This window comes from Catenovulum adriaticum (assembly GCF_026725475.1).
Classification (GTDB): domain Bacteria; phylum Pseudomonadota; class Gammaproteobacteria; order Enterobacterales; family Alteromonadaceae; genus Catenovulum; species Catenovulum adriaticum.
In genome coordinates this window covers 2,843,641-2,865,943 of record NZ_CP109965.1, presented here as the reverse complement: position 1 = coordinate 2,865,943, position 22,303 = coordinate 2,843,641, and the positions used below count along the sequence as shown (strand labels likewise).

At 38.4% G+C, this 22,303-nt stretch carries 20 protein-coding genes; 10 read left to right on the top strand and 10 right to left on the bottom strand.

The window, feature by feature from the left end; translation table 11 throughout:
• Nucleotides 1-23 precede the first annotated feature (23 nt).
• Genes OLW01_RS12640 through pyrC form a run of 3 tightly spaced genes read left to right on the top strand, consistent with a single transcriptional unit; the run spans nucleotide 24 to nucleotide 3,359 of the window.
• On the top strand, nucleotides 24-839 hold the full coding sequence (locus tag OLW01_RS12640; RefSeq protein ID WP_268074276.1) for a carbon-nitrogen hydrolase family protein: 816 nt from the start codon (nucleotides 24-26) through the stop codon (nucleotides 837-839).
• Between the two features lie 8 nt (nucleotides 840-847).
• Nucleotides 848-2,290, top strand: coding sequence for a metalloprotease TldD (gene tldD, locus OLW01_RS12635; RefSeq protein WP_268074275.1), 1,443 nt, complete (start codon nucleotides 848-850; stop codon nucleotides 2,288-2,290).
• Between the two features lie 37 nt (nucleotides 2,291-2,327).
• Nucleotides 2,328-3,359, top strand: a complete 1,032-nt coding sequence (pyrC, locus tag OLW01_RS12630; RefSeq protein WP_268074274.1) for a dihydroorotase — start codon at nucleotides 2,328-2,330, stop codon at nucleotides 3,357-3,359.
• Nucleotides 3,360-3,450: 91 nt separating this feature from the next.
• Here the strand turns inward: pyrC and OLW01_RS12625 are convergent, their stop codons facing one another.
• Nucleotides 3,451-3,744 (bottom strand): hypothetical protein, encoded by a 294-nt coding sequence (locus OLW01_RS12625; protein ID WP_268074273.1) that lies wholly within the window; start codon nucleotides 3,742-3,744, stop codon nucleotides 3,451-3,453.
• A gap of 515 nt (nucleotides 3,745-4,259) precedes the next feature.
• Between OLW01_RS12625 and OLW01_RS12620 the strand changes: the two genes are divergently transcribed.
• Complete coding sequence (locus OLW01_RS12620) at nucleotides 4,260-5,888, top strand: methyl-accepting chemotaxis protein (protein WP_268074272.1); 1,629 nt, start codon at nucleotides 4,260-4,262, stop codon at nucleotides 5,886-5,888.
• A gap of 14 nt (nucleotides 5,889-5,902) precedes the next feature.
• On the opposite strand, the gene OLW01_RS12615 is transcribed toward OLW01_RS12620, so the two are convergent.
• Nucleotides 5,903-8,050 (bottom strand): methyl-accepting chemotaxis protein, encoded by a 2,148-nt coding sequence (locus tag OLW01_RS12615; protein ID WP_428980189.1) that lies wholly within the window; start codon nucleotides 8,048-8,050, stop codon nucleotides 5,903-5,905.
• A gap of 133 nt (nucleotides 8,051-8,183) precedes the next feature.
• On the opposite strand from OLW01_RS12615, the gene OLW01_RS12610 reads away from it, so the two are divergent.
• Nucleotides 8,184-8,384 (top strand): hypothetical protein, encoded by a 201-nt coding sequence (locus tag OLW01_RS12610; protein WP_268074270.1) that lies wholly within the window; start codon nucleotides 8,184-8,186, stop codon nucleotides 8,382-8,384.
• Between the two features lie 168 nt (nucleotides 8,385-8,552).
• On the opposite strand, the gene OLW01_RS12605 is transcribed toward OLW01_RS12610, so the two are convergent.
• The 3 genes from OLW01_RS12605 to OLW01_RS12595 form a co-directional block, all read right to left on the bottom strand.
• Nucleotides 8,553-9,272 carry a YebC/PmpR family DNA-binding transcriptional regulator gene (locus OLW01_RS12605; RefSeq protein ID WP_268074269.1) on the bottom strand — a complete coding sequence of 240 codons (720 nt, stop codon included), beginning with the start codon at nucleotides 9,270-9,272 and terminating at the stop codon, nucleotides 8,553-8,555.
• Nucleotides 9,273-9,652: 380 nt separating this feature from the next.
• Nucleotides 9,653-10,498: an S-formylglutathione hydrolase gene (gene fghA / locus OLW01_RS12600; protein ID WP_268074268.1), complete on the bottom strand. Its 846-nt coding sequence runs from the start codon at nucleotides 10,496-10,498 to the stop codon at nucleotides 9,653-9,655.
• Nucleotides 10,499-10,656: 158 nt separating this feature from the next.
• Nucleotides 10,657-11,781: an S-(hydroxymethyl)glutathione dehydrogenase/class III alcohol dehydrogenase gene (locus tag OLW01_RS12595; RefSeq protein WP_326498585.1), complete on the bottom strand. Its 1,125-nt coding sequence runs from the start codon at nucleotides 11,779-11,781 to the stop codon at nucleotides 10,657-10,659.
• 143 nt (nucleotides 11,782-11,924) lie between these two features.
• Here OLW01_RS12595 and OLW01_RS12590 point away from each other — a divergent pair, with 143 nt between their 5' ends.
• Both OLW01_RS12590 and OLW01_RS12585 read left to right on the top strand, forming a co-directional pair.
• Nucleotides 11,925-12,788, top strand: a complete 864-nt coding sequence (locus OLW01_RS12590) for a LysR family transcriptional regulator (protein WP_268074267.1) — start codon at nucleotides 11,925-11,927, stop codon at nucleotides 12,786-12,788.
• A 167-nt stretch (nucleotides 12,789-12,955) separates the two neighbouring features.
• Entirely contained in the window at nucleotides 12,956-14,143 is a 1,188-nt protein-coding gene (locus OLW01_RS12585) for a hypothetical protein (RefSeq protein WP_268074266.1), read from the top strand.
• A gap of 182 nt (nucleotides 14,144-14,325) precedes the next feature.
• Here OLW01_RS12585 and OLW01_RS12580 read toward each other — a convergent pair whose 3' ends face one another.
• Entirely contained in the window at nucleotides 14,326-14,541 is a 216-nt protein-coding gene (locus OLW01_RS12580; RefSeq protein WP_268074265.1) for a SlyX family protein, read from the bottom strand.
• The gene (locus OLW01_RS12575; RefSeq protein ID WP_268074264.1) at nucleotides 14,538-15,515 is read right to left on the bottom strand and encodes a WD40 repeat domain-containing protein; all 978 of its coding nucleotides are present in this window, start codon (nucleotides 15,513-15,515) and stop codon (nucleotides 14,538-14,540) included. Before OLW01_RS12575 ends, OLW01_RS12580 begins: the two co-directional genes overlap by 4 nt.
• A gap of 136 nt (nucleotides 15,516-15,651) precedes the next feature.
• Here OLW01_RS12575 and bamJ point away from each other — a divergent pair, with 136 nt between their 5' ends.
• A complete protein-coding gene (gene bamJ / locus OLW01_RS12570; protein WP_268074263.1) occupies nucleotides 15,652-16,416 on the top strand; it encodes a BamJ family beta-barrel-assembly machinery protein in 765 nt (254 codons plus the stop codon).
• A 73-nt stretch (nucleotides 16,417-16,489) separates the two neighbouring features.
• On the opposite strand, the gene rsd is transcribed toward bamJ, so the two are convergent.
• A complete protein-coding gene (rsd, locus tag OLW01_RS12565) occupies nucleotides 16,490-16,963 on the bottom strand; it encodes a sigma D regulator (RefSeq protein WP_268074262.1) in 474 nt (157 codons plus the stop codon).
• Between the two features lie 147 nt (nucleotides 16,964-17,110).
• On the opposite strand from rsd, the gene nudC reads away from it, so the two are divergent.
• Nucleotides 17,111-17,923 (top strand): NAD(+) diphosphatase, encoded by an 813-nt coding sequence (nudC, locus tag OLW01_RS12560; RefSeq protein ID WP_268074261.1) that lies wholly within the window; start codon nucleotides 17,111-17,113, stop codon nucleotides 17,921-17,923.
• Nucleotides 17,924-18,187: 264 nt separating this feature from the next.
• The gene (gene hemE / locus OLW01_RS12555) at nucleotides 18,188-19,255 is read left to right on the top strand and encodes a uroporphyrinogen decarboxylase (RefSeq protein ID WP_268074260.1); all 1,068 of its coding nucleotides are present in this window, start codon (nucleotides 18,188-18,190) and stop codon (nucleotides 19,253-19,255) included.
• Nucleotides 19,256-19,437: 182 nt separating this feature from the next.
• Here hemE and sthA read toward each other — a convergent pair whose 3' ends face one another.
• Together sthA and OLW01_RS12545 are read right to left on the bottom strand one after the other, a co-directional pair.
• The gene (sthA, locus tag OLW01_RS12550) at nucleotides 19,438-20,886 is read right to left on the bottom strand and encodes a Si-specific NAD(P)(+) transhydrogenase (protein WP_268074259.1); all 1,449 of its coding nucleotides are present in this window, start codon (nucleotides 20,884-20,886) and stop codon (nucleotides 19,438-19,440) included.
• A 245-nt stretch (nucleotides 20,887-21,131) separates the two neighbouring features.
• The gene (locus OLW01_RS12545; protein WP_268074258.1) at nucleotides 21,132-22,256 is read right to left on the bottom strand and encodes an acyl-CoA desaturase; all 1,125 of its coding nucleotides are present in this window, start codon (nucleotides 22,254-22,256) and stop codon (nucleotides 21,132-21,134) included.
• Nucleotides 22,257-22,303 lie beyond the last annotated feature (47 nt).

The following is a 22,303-nucleotide window of genomic DNA, read 5'->3' as shown; positions in this document are numbered from 1 at the left end:
GTTAAAATCAAATTGAGGTTTACATGGATATTTCAATTACTACGATTCAAATGAATTCATCGCCCAAAGTTGAAGATAATTTGGTTTGGTTAACTCAGCAATTTTCACAAATTCAAGGGCAAGGCCATAAATTAGTTATTTTGCCTGAATGTTTTGCCTGTTTTGGCGGCTCAGATCAGGCATCGAGTCAAATTGCAGAGGATTATGATAATGGTCCAGTGCAAAAATTTTTAGCGCACAATGCTAAAAAATATGGGCTGTGGATAGTTGGTGGTAGCCTGCCGATTAAAAATAAAGACAGTGATTTATTCAGCGCAGCTTGTTTTTTGTTTTCACCTGATGGGCAAATTCAGGCTAGGTACAATAAAGTTCATTTATTTGATGCAGATGTCGCGGATAAAACTAAGCAGTATCGTGAAAGTGAGATCACTTTAGCGGGTAATAAAGTTGTGGTTGTCGATACACCTTTTGCAAAAATCGCCTTGGCGATATGTTACGATGTTCGTTTTCCAGAGCTATTTAGGCTAATGCAGCTTGAAGAGCCTGATATTATTTGTATTCCTAGTGCGTTTACCTATGTTACCGGGTGCGCGCATTGGGAAACATTAATGCGAGCGAGAGCGATTGAAAACCAATGTTTTGTTGCCGCTGCAAATCAAACTGGTCAGCACGAAAATGGTAGGCAAACGTTTGGACACTCTATGGTCATTGACCCTTGGGGTGAGATTATTCACCAGCATGCTGAGCAGCCCGGATTAATCGAAAGTTCAATTCATCTGAGTAAAATAGCTCAGGTGAGAACCAAAATGCCAAATTTACAGCATAGACAATTTAAGTAAGAAGTTTAATGAATCAAGTAACCGATAATTTATTAATTCAAAGTCAACTGGACTTAGCTGAGTTAGAAAAAAACTTAGCTTTTATGCATCAGCGCAAATTAGATTATGCTGACTTATTTTTTCAATCGAGCCTGCATGAATCTTGGGTGCTAGAAGATGGCATTGTTAAAGACGGCTCGTTTAATATTGAACGAGGTGTTGGGGTACGAGCCGTTGATGGCGACAAAACAGGTTTTGCTTACGCTGATGAAATTAACCCACAGTCATTAGCAAAAGCGGCGGAAGCTGCCCGCTGTATCAGTAATCAAAGTGCTGATTTTAAAGTTGGGGTTTTCAAGCAAACAGAAACTAAGCCTATTTATACAGGTGTTAACCCGTTTGGTAGCTTATCGCCAGAGCAAAAAGTCCAACTTTTAAAAGATATGGAGCAAGTTGCTCGTTCTCATGATCCTTGTGTCATTCAAGTTAATGCAAGTATTACGGCGGTGTACGAAGAGGTTTTAATTGCGGCAAGTGACGGCACCTTAGCAACCGACCAACGGCCTTTAGTTAGATTGAATTGCACTGTTTTAGTTGAGCGCAATGGCCGCCGAGAGAGTGGCAGCTGCGGTGGTGGTGGTCGGACAGATTATGCTTATTTCTTTGAAGCTGATGAGCACGGAGAGCCTCGTTTTAGCCAATATGCAAAGCAAGCTGTTAGCCAAGCTTTAATCAATTTAGAAGCGATTCCAGCTCCGGCTGGCGCTATGCCTGTTGTACTAGGTGCTGGTTGGCCAGGTGTATTATTGCATGAAGCGGTTGGACACGGCTTAGAAGGTGATTTTAACCGTAAAAAGTCGTCTACATATAGTAGTAGCATGGGGCAAAAAGTTGCATCTAACTTATGCACTATTGTTGATGATGGAACCTTACTAAATCGTAGAGGCTCCTTAACCGTAGATGATGAAGGTGTCCAAAGCCAATATAACGTATTAATTGAAAATGGTATTTTAAAAGGCTTTATGCAGGATAAAATGAACGCCAGACTAATGGGGGTTAATCCTACTGGCAATGGTCGCCGTGAAAGTTATGCTCATTTGCCTATGCCTAGAATGACAAATACTTATATGTTGCCGGGGCAAAGCGATCCGCAAGAGATTATAGGCTCTGTTAAAAAAGGAATTTACGCACCTAATTTTGGCGGTGGGCAAGTTGATATTACTTCTGGGAAGTTTGTATTTTCAACGTCAGAAGCTTACTTGATTGAAGATGGAGAAATTACCACTCCAATTAAAGGTGCAACTTTAATTGGTAATGGCCCAGACGCAATGAATCAAGTGTCTATGGTTGGTAACGATCTAAAACTCGATTTAGGTGTTGGGGTATGTGGTAAAGATGGCCAAAGTGTGCCCGTGGGTGTTGGGCAGCCTACTGTTAAAGTAGACGAATTAGTGGTTGGCGGCACCGCATAAAACATAAATATAATAGATAGATTTAGAGATAAACTTAATGACTCAAATAACAATTCAAACGCCAGATGACTGGCATTTACATTTTCGTGATGGTGAGATGTTGCCCGAAACCGTGCCCGCAACTGCTCGGTGTTTTGCGCGCGCAATTGTAATGCCTAATTTGGTTCCGCCGGTGACAAATGCAGATATGGCAATGCAATATAAACAGCGTATTTTGCAAGCCAAGCCTAAGGCCAGTCAATTTGAACCTTTGATGACGCTATATTTAACTAATAATACTAGCATTGATGATATTAAAGCGGCGAAACGAGCAGGTATTGTAGCTTGTAAATTGTATCCAGCCGGTGCAACAACTAACTCAGATGCAGCTGTTAGTGCATTGGAATCTATGTACCCTGTATTTGAAGCTATGGCTGAACAAGGCTTATTGTTGCTTATTCACGGTGAAGTGACTCGCCATGAAGTCGACATTTTTGATCGCGAAAAAGTATTTATTGATGAGCATCTAAGTAAAATAGTCGCTCGTTTACCCCAATTAAAAATTGTTGCTGAGCACATTACAACGGCTGACGCGGCGCAATTTGTAAGCGAAGCTGGTGATAACGTTGCCGCGACAATTACACCACAGCATTTATTGTTAAATAGAAATGATTTATTAGTCGGTGGGGTCAAACCACATAACTATTGTTTACCTGTTTTAAAGCGCAATACACATCAACAAGCGTTAAGAGCCGCTATAGCATCGGGTTCTAAAAAGTTCTTTTTAGGGACAGATTCAGCACCACATGAAAAGCAAAATAAAGAATCAGCTTGTGGTTGTGCTGGTTGCTATAGCGCTTGGAGTGCGCTTGAGCTATATGCACAAGTATTTGATGAACTAGGTGTAATTGATAAATTAGAAGGTTTTGCTAGCCATTATGGCGCAGACTTTTATGGTTTGCCTAGAAATACCGGCACAGTGACACTCATTAAAGAAGATTGGCAAATACCAGAGCAAATTATTTTACCTAACGGCCAACCAATAGTGCCATTTTTTGCAGGCCAAACAATTAATTGGAAGCTAAAATAAGTTCGGTTATTGAATTTTCAAGTCAAACAAAAATGGTTCTTTAAACAAGAGCCATTTTTTGTTGTGTTCTAAATAAAAACATGCGCTAAAATTAAAATTTCATCGGGGTGATTGGGTTTTCATCAAATTTTAAGTCTACTTGATATTCGGTATCACCTGCTTTTACAAAGAAAAATGTTTTTTCTCTTTTAAATATTTCGTGCAAATATATATTCTTTATATTTGGACGCCTCTCCGGTTGCATGTCGGTTAACTCTACGGTGTAACGCGACACTATAATATTTTTATACATAGGAGGGGTTATTAATAACAATTCTTTTTTATCATCTCTAAGAGTGACTGTACTATTATTGACAGAGTAAGTTAAATTTGTGTTATCAAACAAGGGTGTACTCCCTTTCTATTTTGGGCTTTGAGCAGTTAATAAATCTTGGTCTACACTAAATATCTAGGTAGATAATTTTGGCGAGAGCCAAACCTGAGTTAAATAAGTTTAGCATCAGTTAGTTATAAAAAATAGCTCCTCGATCATTTTGCTGTCAAATCATTTAGAGTTGATAGGTTATAATGTAAAAAATATAAGTTTAGTTAATACAAACACGACCGGTAATATCCATATAGCTTGTATTTATGTTTTTTAATTAATTAGGGCGTGTAACTTAAGTGTCATTTTTGAGTAATAGGCTATTTTAATCATTAACAAAGAAAAAGTGAGTGTGGTTTAGTTCGCTAAAGCTCGTTTTTCTACTTTATAGCTAGATAATTTTTTATCTCAGTTCAAATTACAAACAAAGTTAAACAGCCCTAGGTTCGGTGATACTTATTAAAGTAAGTTAGTTACGCGCAAGACTGCTTATTTTGTATAGGGTTTGGCTCAATTATTAACAGGCAGTGTGAACAATGAAAATAAATAACTTATCGATTAAGCGTAAATTCTTTTTGTTAGTGGGTAGTATATGTGCCATTTTTATTGTCGCGTTGTTATTTATTAAATCTGCTAATGATGAAATTGCGGGCAACTTTAATCAATTTTACCAAGGTAATTTTAAAGTATCAGTTGCTTTTAACGGTTTAAAAGAAAAACAAAATGACATCATGCTGAACGTAAGGGGGTTGCAAATCGCGTACTTGCTTAATTTAAATGAACAACTAGGCGGTTATAAACAAAATATTAAGCAACACATGGCTGATACGCCAGACCTACTCAATGAGCTGTCGGAAGATTTTTCAGGCAATAAAAACAATTTAACGCAATTAATTAACCTCGTTGAGCAATTTCAACAGCGTTCTACTCAATTTATTCAAGCAATGGAACAAGCTCCTGATAACAAAGCCCCTTTTATTATTTTTTCTGAGTTTGTAAATTCGTATAACGCATTAACAACTTATTTAGTCGAATTTGGTAAGTTAAACGCAAATAAAGCTAGGCAAGCAAATCAAGCTGCACAAGCCGCGATAGAGTATGCAAATATTGTTTTTTATATCGCAATTTTCATTGCGTTATTTGCCGCATGGTTATTTAGCTCATTAATTGCTAAAAATATAATTATCGCAGTGAATAAGGTTAAACAAGCAGCCCAAGCAATGGCGAAAGGGCAATTAACCAGCCAGTGTAATATTGAAGGAAAAGATGAGTTAGCTCAGTTAGGGAGGGCAATAGATTTGAGTATTCAACACCTTCATAAAACTTTGTTAGAGATTAACGAGTCAACTAACGTGGTAGGGCAAAATAGCCAAACGTTGCTTAAGGCTAACGCTAATATTCAGCAAGCAGCATCTGAGGTTTCTGGGCATACGATTCAGGTCGTTACTGCAATTGAAGAGTTTTCAACTACCAGTAAAAGCATCGCTGTTAACACTTCTGAAACTGCAGATACTTCAGATGAAATGACTAGCTTAGCTAATCGCGGTATTGAATCATCAGAGCATACCAAAGAGGCAGTAATTAACTTAGTTAATAATTTAAATGAAACCTCAGCTGTTGTTAATTTATTGCGCGATGAGTCGACAAGAATTGAAAGTATTTTGGATGTGATTCGTAATATTGCCGAGCAAACTAACTTGCTCGCTTTAAATGCGGCCATTGAAGCCGCTCGAGCGGGTGAGCAGGGACGAGGTTTTGCTGTTGTGGCAGATGAGGTTCGTAACTTAGCGCAGCGCTCGCAATCATCTGTCCGTGAAATTGAAACTATGTTGTCTCAGTTAGGGGGCGCTTGCGACAATGCAGTTAATATGATGAATGAAAGCGGTACTATTGCTTCTTCAACTGAGCAAAGTGTCACTCAAAGCAATCAACTATTGGCTGATATTTTAGCTATGATTCATCAAGTAAATGGTCAAACTCAGCAAATTGCGACAGCTGCAGAGGAGCAAAGCGCGGTGGCCGCTGATATTAGTGAAAACATGCACACAGTTCAAATGCTATCAGATAAAACCGCCTCTATTTCAGAAAGCACCAAAGCTTATAGCGAAGAAATGCAACAAGCGAGCGAAAAAGTGCAAACTCAAGTTAGTTTTTTTAAACTCTAAAGTGAGTTGATTTTTTAGCGATTGGAGCTTACTTCAAAAGTACTGACCAATCTCTGAAGTTTATTGGCGGTAGAGTCAACCATACTTGAGCTGGCCGCTAATTCGGCAATTGAGTTTGCCATATTTTGGCTAACCGCGGTTACATTCTTAGCGGTTTCACCGTTTTTAGCACTGTTTTGTTCAATGACATTGATGGTTTCAAACATTTGTTCAACGATAGTATGCAGTTCTTGATTTTCACTTGAAGCGGCTTCGGTTAATTTTAAACTTTGATCTACGTCTTTAACGCCTAGCTCCATAAAATTAACGGCTTGTTGGGTTTCTTCTTGCAGGCCTTGAATCATCTGCTGGATGTCTTTTGCGGCGACAGCCGTCCGCCCAGCTAAGCCTCTTACCTCATCAGCAACAACTGAAAACCCTCTGCCATGCTCGCCAGCTCTAGCTGCTTCAATTGCGGCATTTAAAGCAAGTAGATTGGTTTGATTCGTTATTTCAGTGATGACATTGATGATATTTCCGATTTCGCCCATTCTTGAATCAATTGATTGCACTGAATTAGCGGTTTTATCAACGATATCTCGAATTGCTTGAGTGCCTGAGCGAGCATCTTGATACTCTTGTTTCGCTTTTTCAACGACGGCAGCCATGGTTGATTTCATATTTTCGGCGGTGTCTGAGGCTCGTAATATAACTTCGCGTTGGGTTTCAATTAAATTTTGCATGTGCTGCATTGATTCATAGACTTGATGAGAGCTGTTGTGCGCTTCCTCATTACGATTGAGCATGTTTTCATTGGTTTCTTTCACATTGTGGGCTGCCTGAATTACCTCTCCCACAATTCCGTCTAGGTTATCAATAAAGCTATTAATCCAACGGCTCATATCGCCCGTTTCATCGTGCTTTATTTGGTTAGGTTCAAGTCGTTGAGTTAAATTGCCTTCACCTTCGGCAATGGTTCTAATGACATGGGTCATTTCATTTAACCTGGTGGATACCTTATTGGTTCCAAACATGGAAAATATATAACAGCTGAATAAAGCTGCAAAACCCGTAGCTGTATTAATCCATAAGTTAGGCCATCCGGTAAATGCGCTTAAACATCCGTGAATTGAAACAATACTAGTGACCATTAGTAAATAGAGCATCATTAAACTAATATTAATTGAGCGGCGGCGGTAAACTTCTTCTAAGTCACCTTCGCACATCATTCCCCAAGTATCTGGCGAACCCGGAAGTTTGAAAGTAACCCCTTTACCTATTACTGGGATATGGCGGTAATCTGAGTAACCGGGGTAAGTTACAAATAAATTTTGACCATTTTTTATTGTTTCTCTTACACCTGGATGTAGTTCTCCAGTTGCGGGATCAGTAAAGCGAATTTCAAATTCAGTATGTTTTTGTATTTGAACGGTTCCAAATTTTGTATGGATGCCTGACTTTAAATTTTCGCCATGGCTAAAAGTGCTGTCTTCAAACCGAGATCTAGATAATGCGATACCTTGCTTTAAACTTGGATCGAATTTTGAGTGAACCATAAATAAATAATTATCGCCTGATTCAGGGTAAATATGGCCAGCTTCGCGCTGAATTAAATCCCCAAGTACATCATTTGGCACACGCGCGGCAATTACACATTTTAGCTCGTTGTTTTCAATCACAGGTAAATAAAACATTAACGTTACAGCGTCATGAAACTTTGAGCTCGATGGACCTATTTCAAGTGTGAGCGGATCGATATAAGGGCCATGTAAAAAAGCACTTTGTTTGGCGTTAAGCCAAGCATTATGCTGATTATGCCGTTGACCTACTCGGCGAGAATGAGTGCTACTAACTATAGTAGCTTGGTTATCAATGACAAAAATTTCAGAAAAGTCAGGTGCCGCATGTAATTTTTGAGCCAGCAGCTGCTGGGTATGGCTAGCCTGCGTTAAGTCGATTTGATTTGCCAGAGTATGTAAGTGTTCCCAGTGGTTATTAGTCCACATTTGTAAAATTTTTACTCGGGTTGCAGCAGTGCCTTCAAATGTCTGTTCAACGGCGGAATAAGTGCTTTTGTTTGCAAAGCAAGACCAGCCCAAAGCAAACTTACCATTTTGACCAAACCAGGGTAGCCAGTGTTTCTCTTTAGATGTTAATTGCATAAGTTGGCTTTTTAAATTCATAGGTTCCTCTACCGCTGGAATGTGACCGTTATCGTTCATTTATTATTACTCTACATCTAACAAAGCAATATTAATGCCTATCATCTCAAACATGAAAATAAATAACTTAATAGAGATTAAGGTAGCGTTTTAGATGCTTGATGCGTATGTAAGTGAATCGATTAGCCAAGATGTCTCTTGGTTTGTGGTTTACTTTGGTGCGGCGCACTGTTTTGGGTGCATCTTTTTGGTGATGTCTATTTGGAACGATTTTTGGTTATGGCGTAGGAAAGGTGAGCTCATTTGGCATTTATTTTGGAGCTTTGAATTAACGGTTATCGAGTGGCTATATTAGTCTTACCTGTTTGTCACTCTTGAGCTTTGAGTTATGGTTTTAGCTTTGTCCAACTTAGTGCAGACTAACAAGCTTATAACTCCAAAGGCAGTCTAAAATATTTTTTTGCCCTTGGAGTAAGCAAAAGTTATACGTAAAAAGAAATACATCCGAGATCAATGGACGTATTTATTCGCTTAGTTCTGCATTATGATAAATTTCTTGCACATCATCACAATCGTTGAGCATATTTATAAATTTTTCAAACATCTCAACATCTTCACCTGTGACTTCTGTTTCCATTTGTGGATTGAATGTGATTTCTTCAATTTCAAAATCAATTTCAGGAAAGCTTTCGCTCAGCGCCGTTTTGGCTTTAAAAAACTCGGTGTGAGGTGCTAATACGGTTAACATGCCGTCTTCTTCTTCAATGTCAGTAACATCAACGTCGGCCATCATTAGTGCTTCTAGGCAAGCTTCTTCATCACCTTTAAAGCTAAATACAGCTTGATGATCAAACATGTGAGCCACGGAGCCAGGTGCACCTAGCTTTGAATTGGTTTTTGTAAAGCAGTTTCGTACTTCGGCAAACGTTCGGTTTGAGTTGTCGGTTAAGCAGTCAACTATAACTTGGCAATTACCTGGACCAAAACCTTCGTAACGGGCAGGTTGATAATCTTCACCGGCTCCGCCTTTTGCTTTATCTATTGCTTTATCAATAACATGGGTAGGTACTTGATCTTTTTTTGCTTTATCAATTAAACGGCGTAATGCAATATTTGCTTCAGGGTCAGGGCTGCCGTTTTTAGCAACTACATAAATTTCTTTACCGTATTTAGAATATACTTTGGTTTTAGCGCCTTGGGTTTTTGCCATTGACGCTTTTCTATTTTCAAAACTTCTACCCATAATTTTGCTCTTTTTTAAATATATAATTATGACAATTTTAACGGTTTTCGCAGGGGTTTTACCAGTGGTATAGCGGAATATTTACTGATCATTCATATTTAAGGCGAAGATAATGTGCCTGGCTCATTTATCTGAAAGGCTAAATAAATTAACCAGATTTGATGCTAAACCTTCGAGTTGGTAATTTTTGTATATTATTTGAGCTGAACAAAAATTGTCTTGGCAAGGCTGAAATAATGAACTTAAACGACCTAAACAAATTATTTCAAACCCAGCATAAGACAATTGTGACCTGAGCTCTTAGTCTGTGAATTTTAATTTCGAAAAATACCTCGTTTCTCAAAAATAATATAAAAGCCAAAGATGATAGGTTTGTTAATTTATTTCTGTAAATATTGAGCGTGGAATCGTAAATGCTGCTCAATAAAGGTCGAAATAAAAAAGTAGCTATGGTCATAACCAGGTTCTAAATGATAATCGAGCAGGTAATCTTTTTGTTTAGCTATTTCAATTAACGCATCTGGTTTTAATTGTTCGTTTAAAAAATTATCCGCATCACCTTGGCTAATCAACATGGGAATCTGTTTTTTACTTTGTTTGAGTAGTTCAGTGCTATCATATTCAAGCCAGTGATCCTGTTGATCACCTAAATAAGCAGTGAAGGCTTTTTGTCCCCACGGGCAGTTAATTGGATTGCAAATTGGACTAAAGGCAGAAACCGATAAGTATTTATCAGGGTTTTTTAGGGCAATAGAGATCGCGCCATGACCACCCATAGAATGACCACTAATTACTTTTTGCTGATTAACAGGAAAGTTATTTTCAATTATCTCAGGCAGTTCATTTACAACGTAGTCATACATTTTGTAGTGAGTATCCCAAGGCGGTTGAGTCGCATTCAGGTAAAAACCTGCGCCTAAGCCTAAATCATATGCTTGATCCGAATCATCGGGTACGCCAGCGCCTCTTGGGCTGGTATCAGGTGCAACAATGGCAATACCTAGCTCCGCTGCGACTTTAAATGCCCCAGCCTTTTGCATAAAGTTTTCTTCGGTGCAAGTCAGCCCTGAAAGCCAATAAAGCACAGGCACTTTGTCACCTTTTAAGGCTTTAGGCGGAAGATAAATTGCAAATTTCATCGTGCAATTTAAAACGTTAGATTCATGTTCGTGCTGTTGGTGCCAACCGGCAAAAACATGGTTATTTGATAATTGAGTTAAATGCATATTTTACCTTGTTTTGTGGTTGAATAATTAAAAGGTTAGAACAGTTGAGGCGAAATTATCTTAACGCAAAAGCAGGCAGCACTACAGATGTTTATGCCATAGTGCTGTCAGGACGCTTTTGTTCATTTAGACTTTAATTATCTCAACCGTTATCTCAATTAATAATGAATGACAGAGCGAATGCTTTCGCCTTTTTCCATTAATTCAAATGCCTCATTTATTTTTTCAAGCGGCATTGTGTGAGTAATAAAGTCGTCTAACTTAAATTCACCTGCTAAATAGCGTTCGACATATTCAGGCAGCTCAGTTCGACCTTTTACGCCACCAAAAGCACTTCCGCGCCAAACTCGGCCTGTAACTAACTGAAATGGTCTTGTTGAAATTTCTTCACCAGCACCAGCAACCCCAATAATAACTGATTCACCCCAGCCTTTATGGCAGCATTCAAGTGCACTGCGCATGACATTAACATTACCAATGCATTCAAACGAAAAATCAACGCCGCCATCAGTTAACTCAACAATAACTTCCTGAATCGGTTTATCGTAATCTTTTGGATTGATACAATCAGTTGCACCTAATTTTTTAGCTAAATCAAATTTACGCTCGTTAACATCAATAGCTATTATTCTGCTGGCTTTAGCCATAGTCGCGCCGATAACAGCGGATAAACCTATTCCGCCCAGTCCAAATATAGCAACCGTATCGCCAGCTTTTACTTTTGCCGTGTTCATGACCGCGCCCATACCCGTGGTGACACCGCAGCCCAATAAGCAAACCTCTTCTAATGGTGCTTCAGGGTTAACTTTGGCAAGTGATATTTCAGGTAACACAGTATGTTCAGCAAACGTTGAACAGCCCATATAATGGTAAATAGGTTGGCCGTCTTTGTAAAAACGGGTTGTACCATCAGGCATAACGCCTTTACCTTGAGTTGCTCTGATTTTTTGACATAAATTGGTTTTGCCAGATAAGCAAAATTTGCACTCTCCACATTCAGGCGTATATAGCGGAATAACATGGTCGCCGACTTTTACACTAGTAACGCCTTCACCAACTTGTTCTACAATCCCACCACCTTCGTGACCTAAAATAGTTGGGAAAATACCTTCAGGATCAGATCCAGACAAAGTAAAAGCGTCGGTATGGCATACGCCTGTAGCGACAACCCGAATAAGCACTTCCCCTTTTTTTGGTAACATTAAATCAACTTCTTCAACTGATAAAGGTTGATTGGCTTGCCACGCTATTGCGGCTCGGGTTTTCATAAATTGTTCGGACATGGGGAACCTCGTATTGTTTTCAATAAAAATCAGTGAAATTGAGTATAGCTAACCTCAATACTTTCTACCGCCTATTATAATTATTTCTTGTATGATGATAATATGTAGTTTTGGTAATTAACTTTTACATATAGGTAATAATAATGCAATGGCATGGCATTTATGAATTTGCAGCAGTGGCTGAACTAGGCAGTTTTACTGCGGCAGGCACGAAGCTATCAATGTCTACAGCACAAGTAAGCCGGCAAGTCAGTGCGTTAGAAAAAAGGCTTGATAGTAAACTACTGTACCGAACCACTCGACATGTATCATTGACCGATGAAGGGCATATTTTTTATCAGCACTGTAAAATTGCCATTGATGGGTTAGATAATGCTGAGCAAGCGCTTAATCAGCGACACAGTCAATTAACAGGTAAAATTAAGATGACTGCGCCGGTTAACTATGGCGAATTAAAAATAGTCCCTCTTATTAACCGATTTTTGATCGAAAACCCAAAAATAGAAATTGAACTTGAGTTAACTAATACTAGGTTAGATTTAGCCGAACAAGGCATTGATTTAGCGATTCGTTTAGGGGCGCTTGAAAGTTCTACATTAATGTCAACGACGCTCACCACTCGAAAACTATACTTATGTGCCTCCCCTGAATACATTCGTCGGCATGGACAACCTGAAACCCTAGATGACTTAGCGGGACATAATTGTTTACTAGGGACCTTAGACTATTGGCGGTTTGAATACGCGAGCAAACAGCGACATGTCAAAGTGAAAGGCAACTTGCGTTGCAATAGCGGTTTTGGCTTGGTAGATGCAGCTTTAAAGCATTTAGGCATAGTACAATTACCAGACTATTACGTAAAACAACATATTCAAAGTGGTCAGTTAATGAGTTTATTAGATAGTTACCAAAAAGCGGATGACGGCATTTGGGCTGTGTATCCTAATAATCGGTATTTATCTAATAAAATTAGGTTGCTAGTTGAATATCTGGCTCGCTTTATTTAATTATCTATTAGCGGATTGTTTGCATAGGCTTTTGAATTTGAAAATTTTTGCTAAAATAAGTTAGTTAACTTGAGCTCAATATAAAAAATCAGTTCTGCAAATGAGGTCATCAAGTTAGTTAACACACCAAACAAGATATAATGTATAAAAATTATTTAGGAAATTTGATGAAAACTTTACCGATTGTTTTATCTGGACTTTTTTTATTAAGTGCATGTTCAAGTAATAAATTAGCAACCACTGGCGTTGAAGATTTAGCCAAACAACAAGCGCTTAAATCAGACATGACGCCCGGTCAAGCCGTCGCGGATGCACGAAAATCTATGGATAAAGCTGTTCAAGATAAATTGGCTTTTTATACCCCGTTGCACTTTAAAAATGCTCAAGAAAGTTTAACTTATATTGAAAAGTTACAAAATGGGCAAGCTTCAGAAGATGATATGAGCACTGAGCTTGCAATTATTACCACAGCCTTTAAAACAAAAGAGTTTCTTAATAGCGGTTATCAGGCAAAAGCCCTTATCGAGCAAGTTTTGGCAGACTCTTTGGCGCATAAACAGGTATTAGATGAGTTAGATAGTAAAAAAGAATACCCTAAAACCTATGGTCAAACGGTGGATGAATTAACTGATTTATTTAAACTAATTGAACAAAACGAAGTAGAAAAAGCACGTAAAGAGGAAGCCGATTTATTGGCCGATATGACGCGTTTAGAAATTAACACTTTAATAAAACGTAACGTTACACCGGCTCAACTGGTTTTAGATAAAGCCGAAGACAATGATGCAGATGACTATGCAGAAAAAACATTTGAGCAAGCAGAACAAAGCATTGAGCAAGCTATCGCATTTATTAATAAAAATTATCGTCAACGTACAGAAGTGACTCAGGTGGGTAAAGGTGCTTTAGTTGCAGCTCAGCGCGCTTTTAATATCGGCCAAGAGTCGCAATCAATGGTTAAATTAAATGAAGAAGAAGCCGAACAAAAAGCGTTAGAAATTGAAAGTTTAATTAAAGTAGTACGAACAGCGATGCAAGTTGAAGATATTGAAGGCTTGCCAATTAAGGAACAAGCGGCTGAGTTAGCTGCATTAGCTAGTACAGGTTATACACCGCCAGTTACCATTGATGATAATCAAGCTGACAATGCAAATGAAGCAGAAAAAGCTTCAACGGGTTCAACTGAAGATTCGGTATTAACGCCGTTGGATACCAGTTTTTTAAAGCCGTTTGAACCTAACACCCCGGCAAGTGAGCAAGAGGGTCCCGCAGAAGAAAGCACCGCGGATCAGGAGGGGGCAACTGAAACAGGCCCTCAAACTGAAACCTCATCGGATTTAGAGCCTGTCAATTAAATTAATGACTGTTTTTTTCATTGTGGTTCAATTAAGCGCTATAGTTTAACAAGCTGAGCGCTTAATTTAATTGTTTTGAGGTTTAATCTAAAAATATTCAGGCATGAGTTCACACCTCTAAGTTTGCAGCACTATATTAGCTTAACCCATTTTGGGTCGCTCTTTTTGTTTACATGAAAACATTAATAATGAGGCGGGGGGGGCTCTTGTGATTGTGGACCAACTGCTTCTGGTTGCATCGCTTGTACTTTTTTTGCAAATAAAGTGAGTTGTCGCTGCAGAGTTAATAACTGATCTTGCTGATCGATCAAAGCTTGATTTAAGCTTTCAATCATATCTTCTTGAAAGATAATTTGGGTTTCTAAATTATCAATACGTTGCTCTAGGTGTTTGCTCATTTATACCGCCAATATTCTGTAATGCCCGAAGAGCTGTCGCTTAATATCATGCCATCTTTAAACGCTAAACTATAAACAATAGCGCCAGAAATAGGGTTGTCTTGCTTTATCGCGACTTGCCATTGATTAACCAGTTTACCAGTTTGTACTTGCCAAAGCATTAATTGTCTGTCTGGCGAACCTGTAGCTAGCCAATTTGAATCAGCTGAAAAGCGAACTGCGGTGTAACTTTGTTGATGATTTTTCTGTGACAGTCGGCTAACTTCATTTCCGCTTTTACTATCATAAATAGCGGCGTATGCGCCGCTACTGGCAAAAATCAATTGATTATCAGCACTAATAGCGACTTGAGTTACCCGTTGCGGGTGAACAAAGCGCTGAATTATAGTTTGTTTATTTATATCCCACAATAAAGCTGTGTAATCGTTACTTGCCGAAATTAAGTATTGACCATCATTTGAGAGGGCAATTTGGTTAATTTTTTGCGAATGAGCAAAAAAAGTCGCTTGTTCTTGGGTTTGGGGGTTGAATATTAAAATATCGCCATTACTTTTACCTAGAACGACTTTTGAGCCTGTTCGGTTTACCACTATGTCTCGGATGTTTGAATCTTTTACTTGCCAGTAGCCAATATTTTTGCCACTGTGCATGTTCCATAATGAAAACTCTGTGCGGGACGCCAAGACGGCGTATTCATTACCGGCAGATATATGGATGAGATAAACTGGATTATGTTTAGTTGAACTTTGTTGCCAAATATAAGTCAGAGCTTGTTCTTGAAGATTCCATAATTGTACTTGGTTTGTTTGACTTGAAACCAAAAGCCAATTTGAATCGTTAGAGAGAAAAGCATCGACTGAGCCATTAGCTGAATGAATAAAACTTTGTTTTGGTTTTGGTGTTATTGGTTGACAAGCACAAAGTGAAATTGAGCTTAATATAATAATGATAAGGTTGACTCTCGTTAATAACATTTTATTTTCATTGTTAATCACCTCGATACAGGTAGTATATCTCAAATTACAGATGAGTCATTTGAGATTTAGGTTTTTATGTTTGTAAGTATTTATAAACGTGAGTAAAAATTTAGCAAATTGGAGTATTTTTTAGATGCAAAAATTAGGCATAGTAAGTGCGTTAACAGCTGCTTTAATCATGGCGGGCTGTAGTGATAAAACTACATCGGACACCGCTCAAGTAGAATCACAACCAACTCAACAACAAGAGGCAGATACATTGCAAACAATGACAGAAAAACAAGCTTACGGCTTAGGTGTAAACTTTGGTAGTCAATTAAAATCAACAGTTGAGCAAATCAACGCAGTAGGTTTAGGGCTTGATATTGAATTAGTGAAAAAAGGTGTTGAAGATACGTTGTCAGGTAATCCTGAATTATCACCTGAAGATATCCAAGCTGCATTACAAGAACTTCAAAAACAGCACCAAGAAATGGAATCAGCGAAAAAAGCGGAAGAAGGCAAAGTATTCCTTGAAGAAGGTGAAAAGTTCTTAGCCGAAAACGCTAAAAAAGACGGTATTACGACAACTGATTCAGGCTTACAGTATGAAGTAATTGAATCAGGCGAAGGTGATTCGCCAAAAGCAACAGACACTGTTAAAGTTCACTATACTGGTACTTTAATCGACGGTACTAAATTTGATAGCTCAGTAGATCGTGGCGAACCTGCAACTTTCCCATTAAACCGTGTTATTCCTGGTTGGACTGAAGGTGTTCAGTTAATGCAAGTTGGTTCTAAGTACCGTTTTTACGTGCCTTACGATTTAGCTTACGGTGAAAACGGAACTGGTAGCATTCCTCCGTATGCAACGCTTATTTTTGATGTAGAGTTATTATCAATTGAAAGCGCAGAGTAAAGTTTAAGCTTTTCAACAAAAAAACCGCTATTGTTTAAATAGCGGTTTTTTTATACTTAAAGCAAAGCTTGCTTTAAGCGACTTGAGTATGCTTGGTATAAAGTGCATGAATTAGTTTGTCTTCATAGCTGAATCTATCTTCTAATGCCTCAACTAAATTAGACAAATCTGTAGAAAAAGCTTCCCAATTGGTCTCATCGTTTACTTCTGCATACTTGTCATTAAAATTGAGTGCGATGTCTGTGGTTTCGTTTATTTTTGGCCAGAGTGTGCGGGCAAGCTCCAAGCTTTCCCCACCATGGGTTTCACATTTTGATGCTATGTCATCAAACACTTCAAAGTGGCCTGCAGATAAGTAATCGACAAGCACTTGGCAAAAACCGATAACATCTGAATTTTCAATTGTATTGTTACGCGCTTCCTTGGGCAATAAACCGGCAAGTTTACAATAGCGAACTAAAAGCTCCCGTCTTTCTTCTAGCCAATTATCGATAGCTTTGTTAGCACCGCCATATTTTTGTTGTACTTGTTTTAGCTCTGTTAACATGTCTACTTTACCTTTTTTTGGTGATTCCTGTAATACCCCTTATCTAACGCGATTAAAAAAGAAAAAGCAAGATAGCTCAATCAATTTAATAAAAAATATGATAAAAGAGTGCATATATAGGTTATTCGAGAAGAAAAAATTTATAAAATGCAAGTAAATCAATTAGTACATTTTGCTCGTGAGCATCAAGCTCACTGGTTGATTGTCAGGAACGATGAAGTTTATATAATGACGCAGCCGCTTTGTATTCCATTACAAAGTGCTGATGAGTTATTTAATGCAATTAATGCCAATAAATCAGTTTATTTAGGCGAGCATAAACGCTCGCCCGTTTATTTTATTAATGCATCTCAAGCTGCGATTAAGCCAGAAATTTCAGGCCGGTTTATTGGGTTAAAACAATTAATAAATGATTGTGATTTTGCTTTGTTTGGCTTTGCGGCAAAAGCAGTGCAATTTCAACATTTTTTAGAAACACATCGTTATTGTGGCCGTTGTGGTCAAAAGATGAAACATGTGGGTTGGGAAATGGCAGTGCATTGCAAGCGTTGCCACCACAGATGTTATCCTAGGTTATCACCCTGTGTCATTATGGCTGTGTTAAAAGGCAACTCTATTTTGTTGGCTCAAGGTAAAAAAAGCCAGTCAGGTGTGCATTCAGTATTAGCTGGATTTGTAGAGCCAGGAGAAACGCTTGAACAAGCTGTCGCACGCGAAGTTAAAGAAGAGACGAATATTAATGTTAAAAACCCTCGCTATTTTGCAAGCCAGGCTTGGCCATTTCCACATCAGTTGATGGTCGGCTTCATTGCAGAATATGAAAGTGGAAAAATAGTGATAGATGAAAAGGAAATTTTGCATGCAGACTGGTATAATCTTGCTGATTTGCCTGAAACACCCGGTCGATATTCAATTGCTGGTCAGCTTATTGAGTATGCCGAAAATCAAATTAAATCTTAAAATTGAAGATTTATAAGGTTAAGGTTTATAAAGGCTGGAAATTAATTGATTAAAGGTCAGAAACAAAAAAGCCTTACAAAATAGTAAGGCTATAAAAATAGTGCTTGAGGTCCCGTAAACGAGCTTCTTGTAGTTTTCTTCACTAGCGCGGTATCTTTTATATCAAATAGAATCTCTAGTTGCAACAAAAAATACACTTTTTTGTAAATTTTGTAATTTAAATGTATTGTTTGCCTGTTATAAGGCTTTGTATAGGAATAAATAATGAGCTCACTTAAAAATAGACGTTACTTAGACGCATTGTTAAAACAGCCAATTGACCGAACTCCAGTTTGGATGATGCGCCAAGCGGGCCGGTATTTACCAGAGTACAGAGAGCTTAGGGCGCAGGCTGGTGACTTTATGTCATTATGTAAAAATCCTGAATTAGCCTGTGAAGTAACATTGCAACCATTGAGACGTTATCCACTTGATGCTGCTATTTTGTTTTCAGATATTTTAACGATTCCAGATGCAATGGGACTGGGTTTGTATTTTGAAACAGGTGAAGGTCCTAAATTTGAGCGTACGGTAAATAATTTATCTGATGTTAAGTCACTTAAAAATTTAGATCCAAATCAAGATTTAAAATATGTGATGGATGCAGTTAGCACGATTCATAAAGCACTTGATGGCGATGTGCCTTTAATTGGTTTTTCTGGCAGTCCTTGGACTTTAGCAACTTATATGGTTGAGGGTGGTAGTACTCGGCAATTTGCTAAAATTAAAAAAATGGCATTTCAATCACCGGAAATATTGCATGCTTTATTAAATAAATTAGCAACATCGGTGATCGATTACTTAAATGCTCAGATAGATGCAGGCGCGCAGGCTGTCCAAATATTTGATACATGGGGTGGAGTACTTACGCCTAAAGACTATCGAGAATTTTCTTTAGATTATATGGCTAAAATTGTTGATGGTTTACACCGCACTAAAAACGGTGAAAAAGTACCCGTTGTTTTATTTACAAAAGGTGGCGGACTTTGGTTAGAGCAAATAGCAGCTACAGGTTGTGATGGTGTTGGGCTTGATTGGTCAATTGATATTGGTGATGCTAGAAGCCGAATTGGCGACAAAGTAGCATTACAAGGAAATATGGACCCCGCAATATTGCATGGCACACCTGAACGAATCCGATCAGAAGTTTCCTCTATACTCGAAAGCTATGGGCAGGGTACTGGCCATGTTTTTAATCTGGGTCATGGTATTACACCGGATGTTAAGCCAGAAAATGCAGGCGCATTTATTCAAGCTGTTACTGAATTAAGCTCGGTTTACCACAATAAATAAGGCGTATTTTATAAGCTATCTCGCTCTGCTTACAAGTGTTGTAGAGTAGGTGAGTTAAGCTAATATTAAATATACTATAAAAAAGCCAAGCTTATTTTAGCTTGGCTTTTTAGTGTGTAGATGCTATTTGTGTTCAAACAACTCAGGGTGTGGAAAACAATAACTTTTATTGTTTTCCTTATTTAAAAAAGGCGGTTGAGCCCGTTAAGTGCCGCAACTCGGTAGGCTTCGGCCATAGTTGGATAGTTGAATGTGGTATTTATAAAATATTCAACTGTATTGGCACTGCCTTTTTGTTGCATAATGGCTTGGCCAATGTGCACAATTTCTGAGGCCGCGGTACCGAAGCAGTGGATACCTAAAATTTCTTTACTTTCAGGATGGAACAGGATTTTTAAACCACCTATAGTTGAATTGGCAATTTGTGCTCGCGCTAGATGTTTAAATTGTGCTTTGCCCACCTCGTAAGGAATTTTGGCTGCGGTGAGCTCTTGTTCGGTTTTACCAACCGAACTGATCTCTGGGATGGTATAAATGCCAGTTGGAATATCATCAACAAGATGTGAGTGGGTTTCGCCTTGGGTTATAAAATTAGCAGCCAATCGACCTTGGTCATAAGCAGCGCTAGCTAAACTTGGGTAGCCAATCACATCACCGACTGCATAAATATTATCTATGTCGGTTTGGTAATGGCGATCAACTTTTAATTGGCCTCGACCATCTGCTTTTAAACCTACTGCCGATAAATTAAGCTTATCTGTATTACCTGTTCGTCCATTCGCAAACAGTAAGCAATCAGCTTTAAATCTTTTGCCTGATTTAGTTTTAAGCACGACACCGTCTTTTTCTTGAGTGATGCTAGCGTATTCTTCACCATTTCTAATCACTGTGCCGCTGTTGCCTAAGTGGTAGCTAATGGCATCTGAAATTTCGTTGTCTAGGAATGCTAACAGACGCTCACGAGTATTAATTAAATCGACTTTTACCCCTAGTCCTCTAAAGATACTAGCGTATTCAGAACCAATCACGCCCGCGCCATAAATAATAATAGTTCTTGGATCATGTCGTAGTGATAATACAGTGTCACTGTCGTACACTCGGCCTGAATTAAAATCAACATCCGCCGGACGGTATGGCCGAGAACCGGTTGCGATTACAATCGTTTTTGCAGTAATTGATTGGCTAGAACCATCTTCGTGAGTAATTTGAATTGTATGCTTATCAATAAAAGAGGCTTCGCCTTTTAGTAATGAAACGCGATTACGTTTATAAAAACTTGAACGTAAGTGCGTTTGCTGGCGTATAACACCCTCCGCATGCTTTAAAATTTGCGGAAATGTAATGTGCATTTCTCGGCTGTTTTCGCTAAATAGTGGGTTATGATTAAAATCAATGAGCTGGGATACAGATTGTCTTAATGCTTTTGATGGAATGGTTCCCCAGTGAGTACACCCTCCACCTACTGCTGAATGTTTTTCAATAATGGCAACTTTTAAACCTGTTTTCGCAAGTCCCATTGCTGCACCTTCCCCCCCAGGACCAGTGCCTATTACTACGGCATCATAGTCAAATTGCTGTGGGGAGGTTGTCTTATTTACATCTATATTTTTTGGTTTTTTCTGAGTAGTCATAAGCCGTCCTATTTTAATTGCTTATCGTGTTGTCTCCATTCTAGCGCAAAGCGACGCTAGTAGGTGGCATAAATCTCAACTATATCGATTAAAATTTTAGCTAATAGGTTGTCAACGAGGGATGTTTGTTTTTGGCGAAATGAGAGGGGGCGAAATTGTTATAAAATTCAGAAAAAAAGAGAAGTTATTATGAAAAAGCAATTAAAGAGGGCATGGGCCCTCTTATAGATACTTTAAGAGATACTTTAAGCCGGATGATGAGCTATATGAAGCTGCCAAAATTTTTGTTTTTGTTCGTTAAATTTATGCTGTAGTTCAATAAATTGAGCATAAACCTCCGAATGCTTGTAGTCATGTTCTAGCTGCTGCGTTTTTAATTCTAACACTAACTTTTTAGCTTTATAAAATGCACTCATCCGCGTAATGAGCAAATCATATTCAGTTTCAATTTTTTCTAAAATAGCCTGATTATGAGGTTGAGCTGTTAGTTTTTCACGAAGCAGTTGCATTTTGTGCGTTGCTTTGGTTTTTTCGATACGCTCTTCTGGTGCGGTACGTAAGTTTTTAGCAAGCCCAAGATAGTACGCCGCTTTGATAAACCATTTAGTGGGATCAAAATGCCACCACCTAATACCATTTCTATAATCGTATTCAAAGCTATGGTGGTAATTATGATAACCTTCACCGTAAGTTAAAAAGGCTAAAAAACCATTGTCTCTAGCTGTATGAGCGCTGCTGTAAGTTTGTTTACCCCAAATATGCGCTAATGAATTAATGAAAAAGGTAAAATGATGACTTAATACTAAACGTAAGACACCCACACTTAATAATGCGGCTAAAACTCTATCCGTATATAAACCAATCACGAGTGGAACCCCAAAATTCATGACAATAGCTAGTATTAAATAATATTTATGCTGCCAGATAACAATTTTATCTTTCTGTAAGTCTTTAACATTGTTGTAATTTTTATATTCTTCGCCTTGGTATTCACGCAGCATCCAACCAATATGAGAGTACCAAAATCCAAGTTTGGCGCTGTAAGGGTCTCTATCATTATTATCAACATGTTTGTGATGATTTCTGTGATCAGAACACCAATGTAAAATGCTATTTTGAAGCGCAAATGCGCCGCCTAAAGCTAAAATGAATTTAATGATCGGGTGTGCGCTGTAGCTTTTATGTGACCATAGTCTGTGGTATCCAGCAGTAATTGACATCCCACAAAATCCTAAACACAAAATGGTTGCTACTATTTCCAGTGCGGTAAAACCTTGAGTAAAGGCATAATAAGGCACGGCAAATAAAGCGATAAGCCCAGTGACTAAAAAAATAATGACATTTAGCCATGAGATAGGCGCTGTTTTCATATAGACCTCAAAATATTCAATAAAACGGCTACTAAAGTGAAATAGGA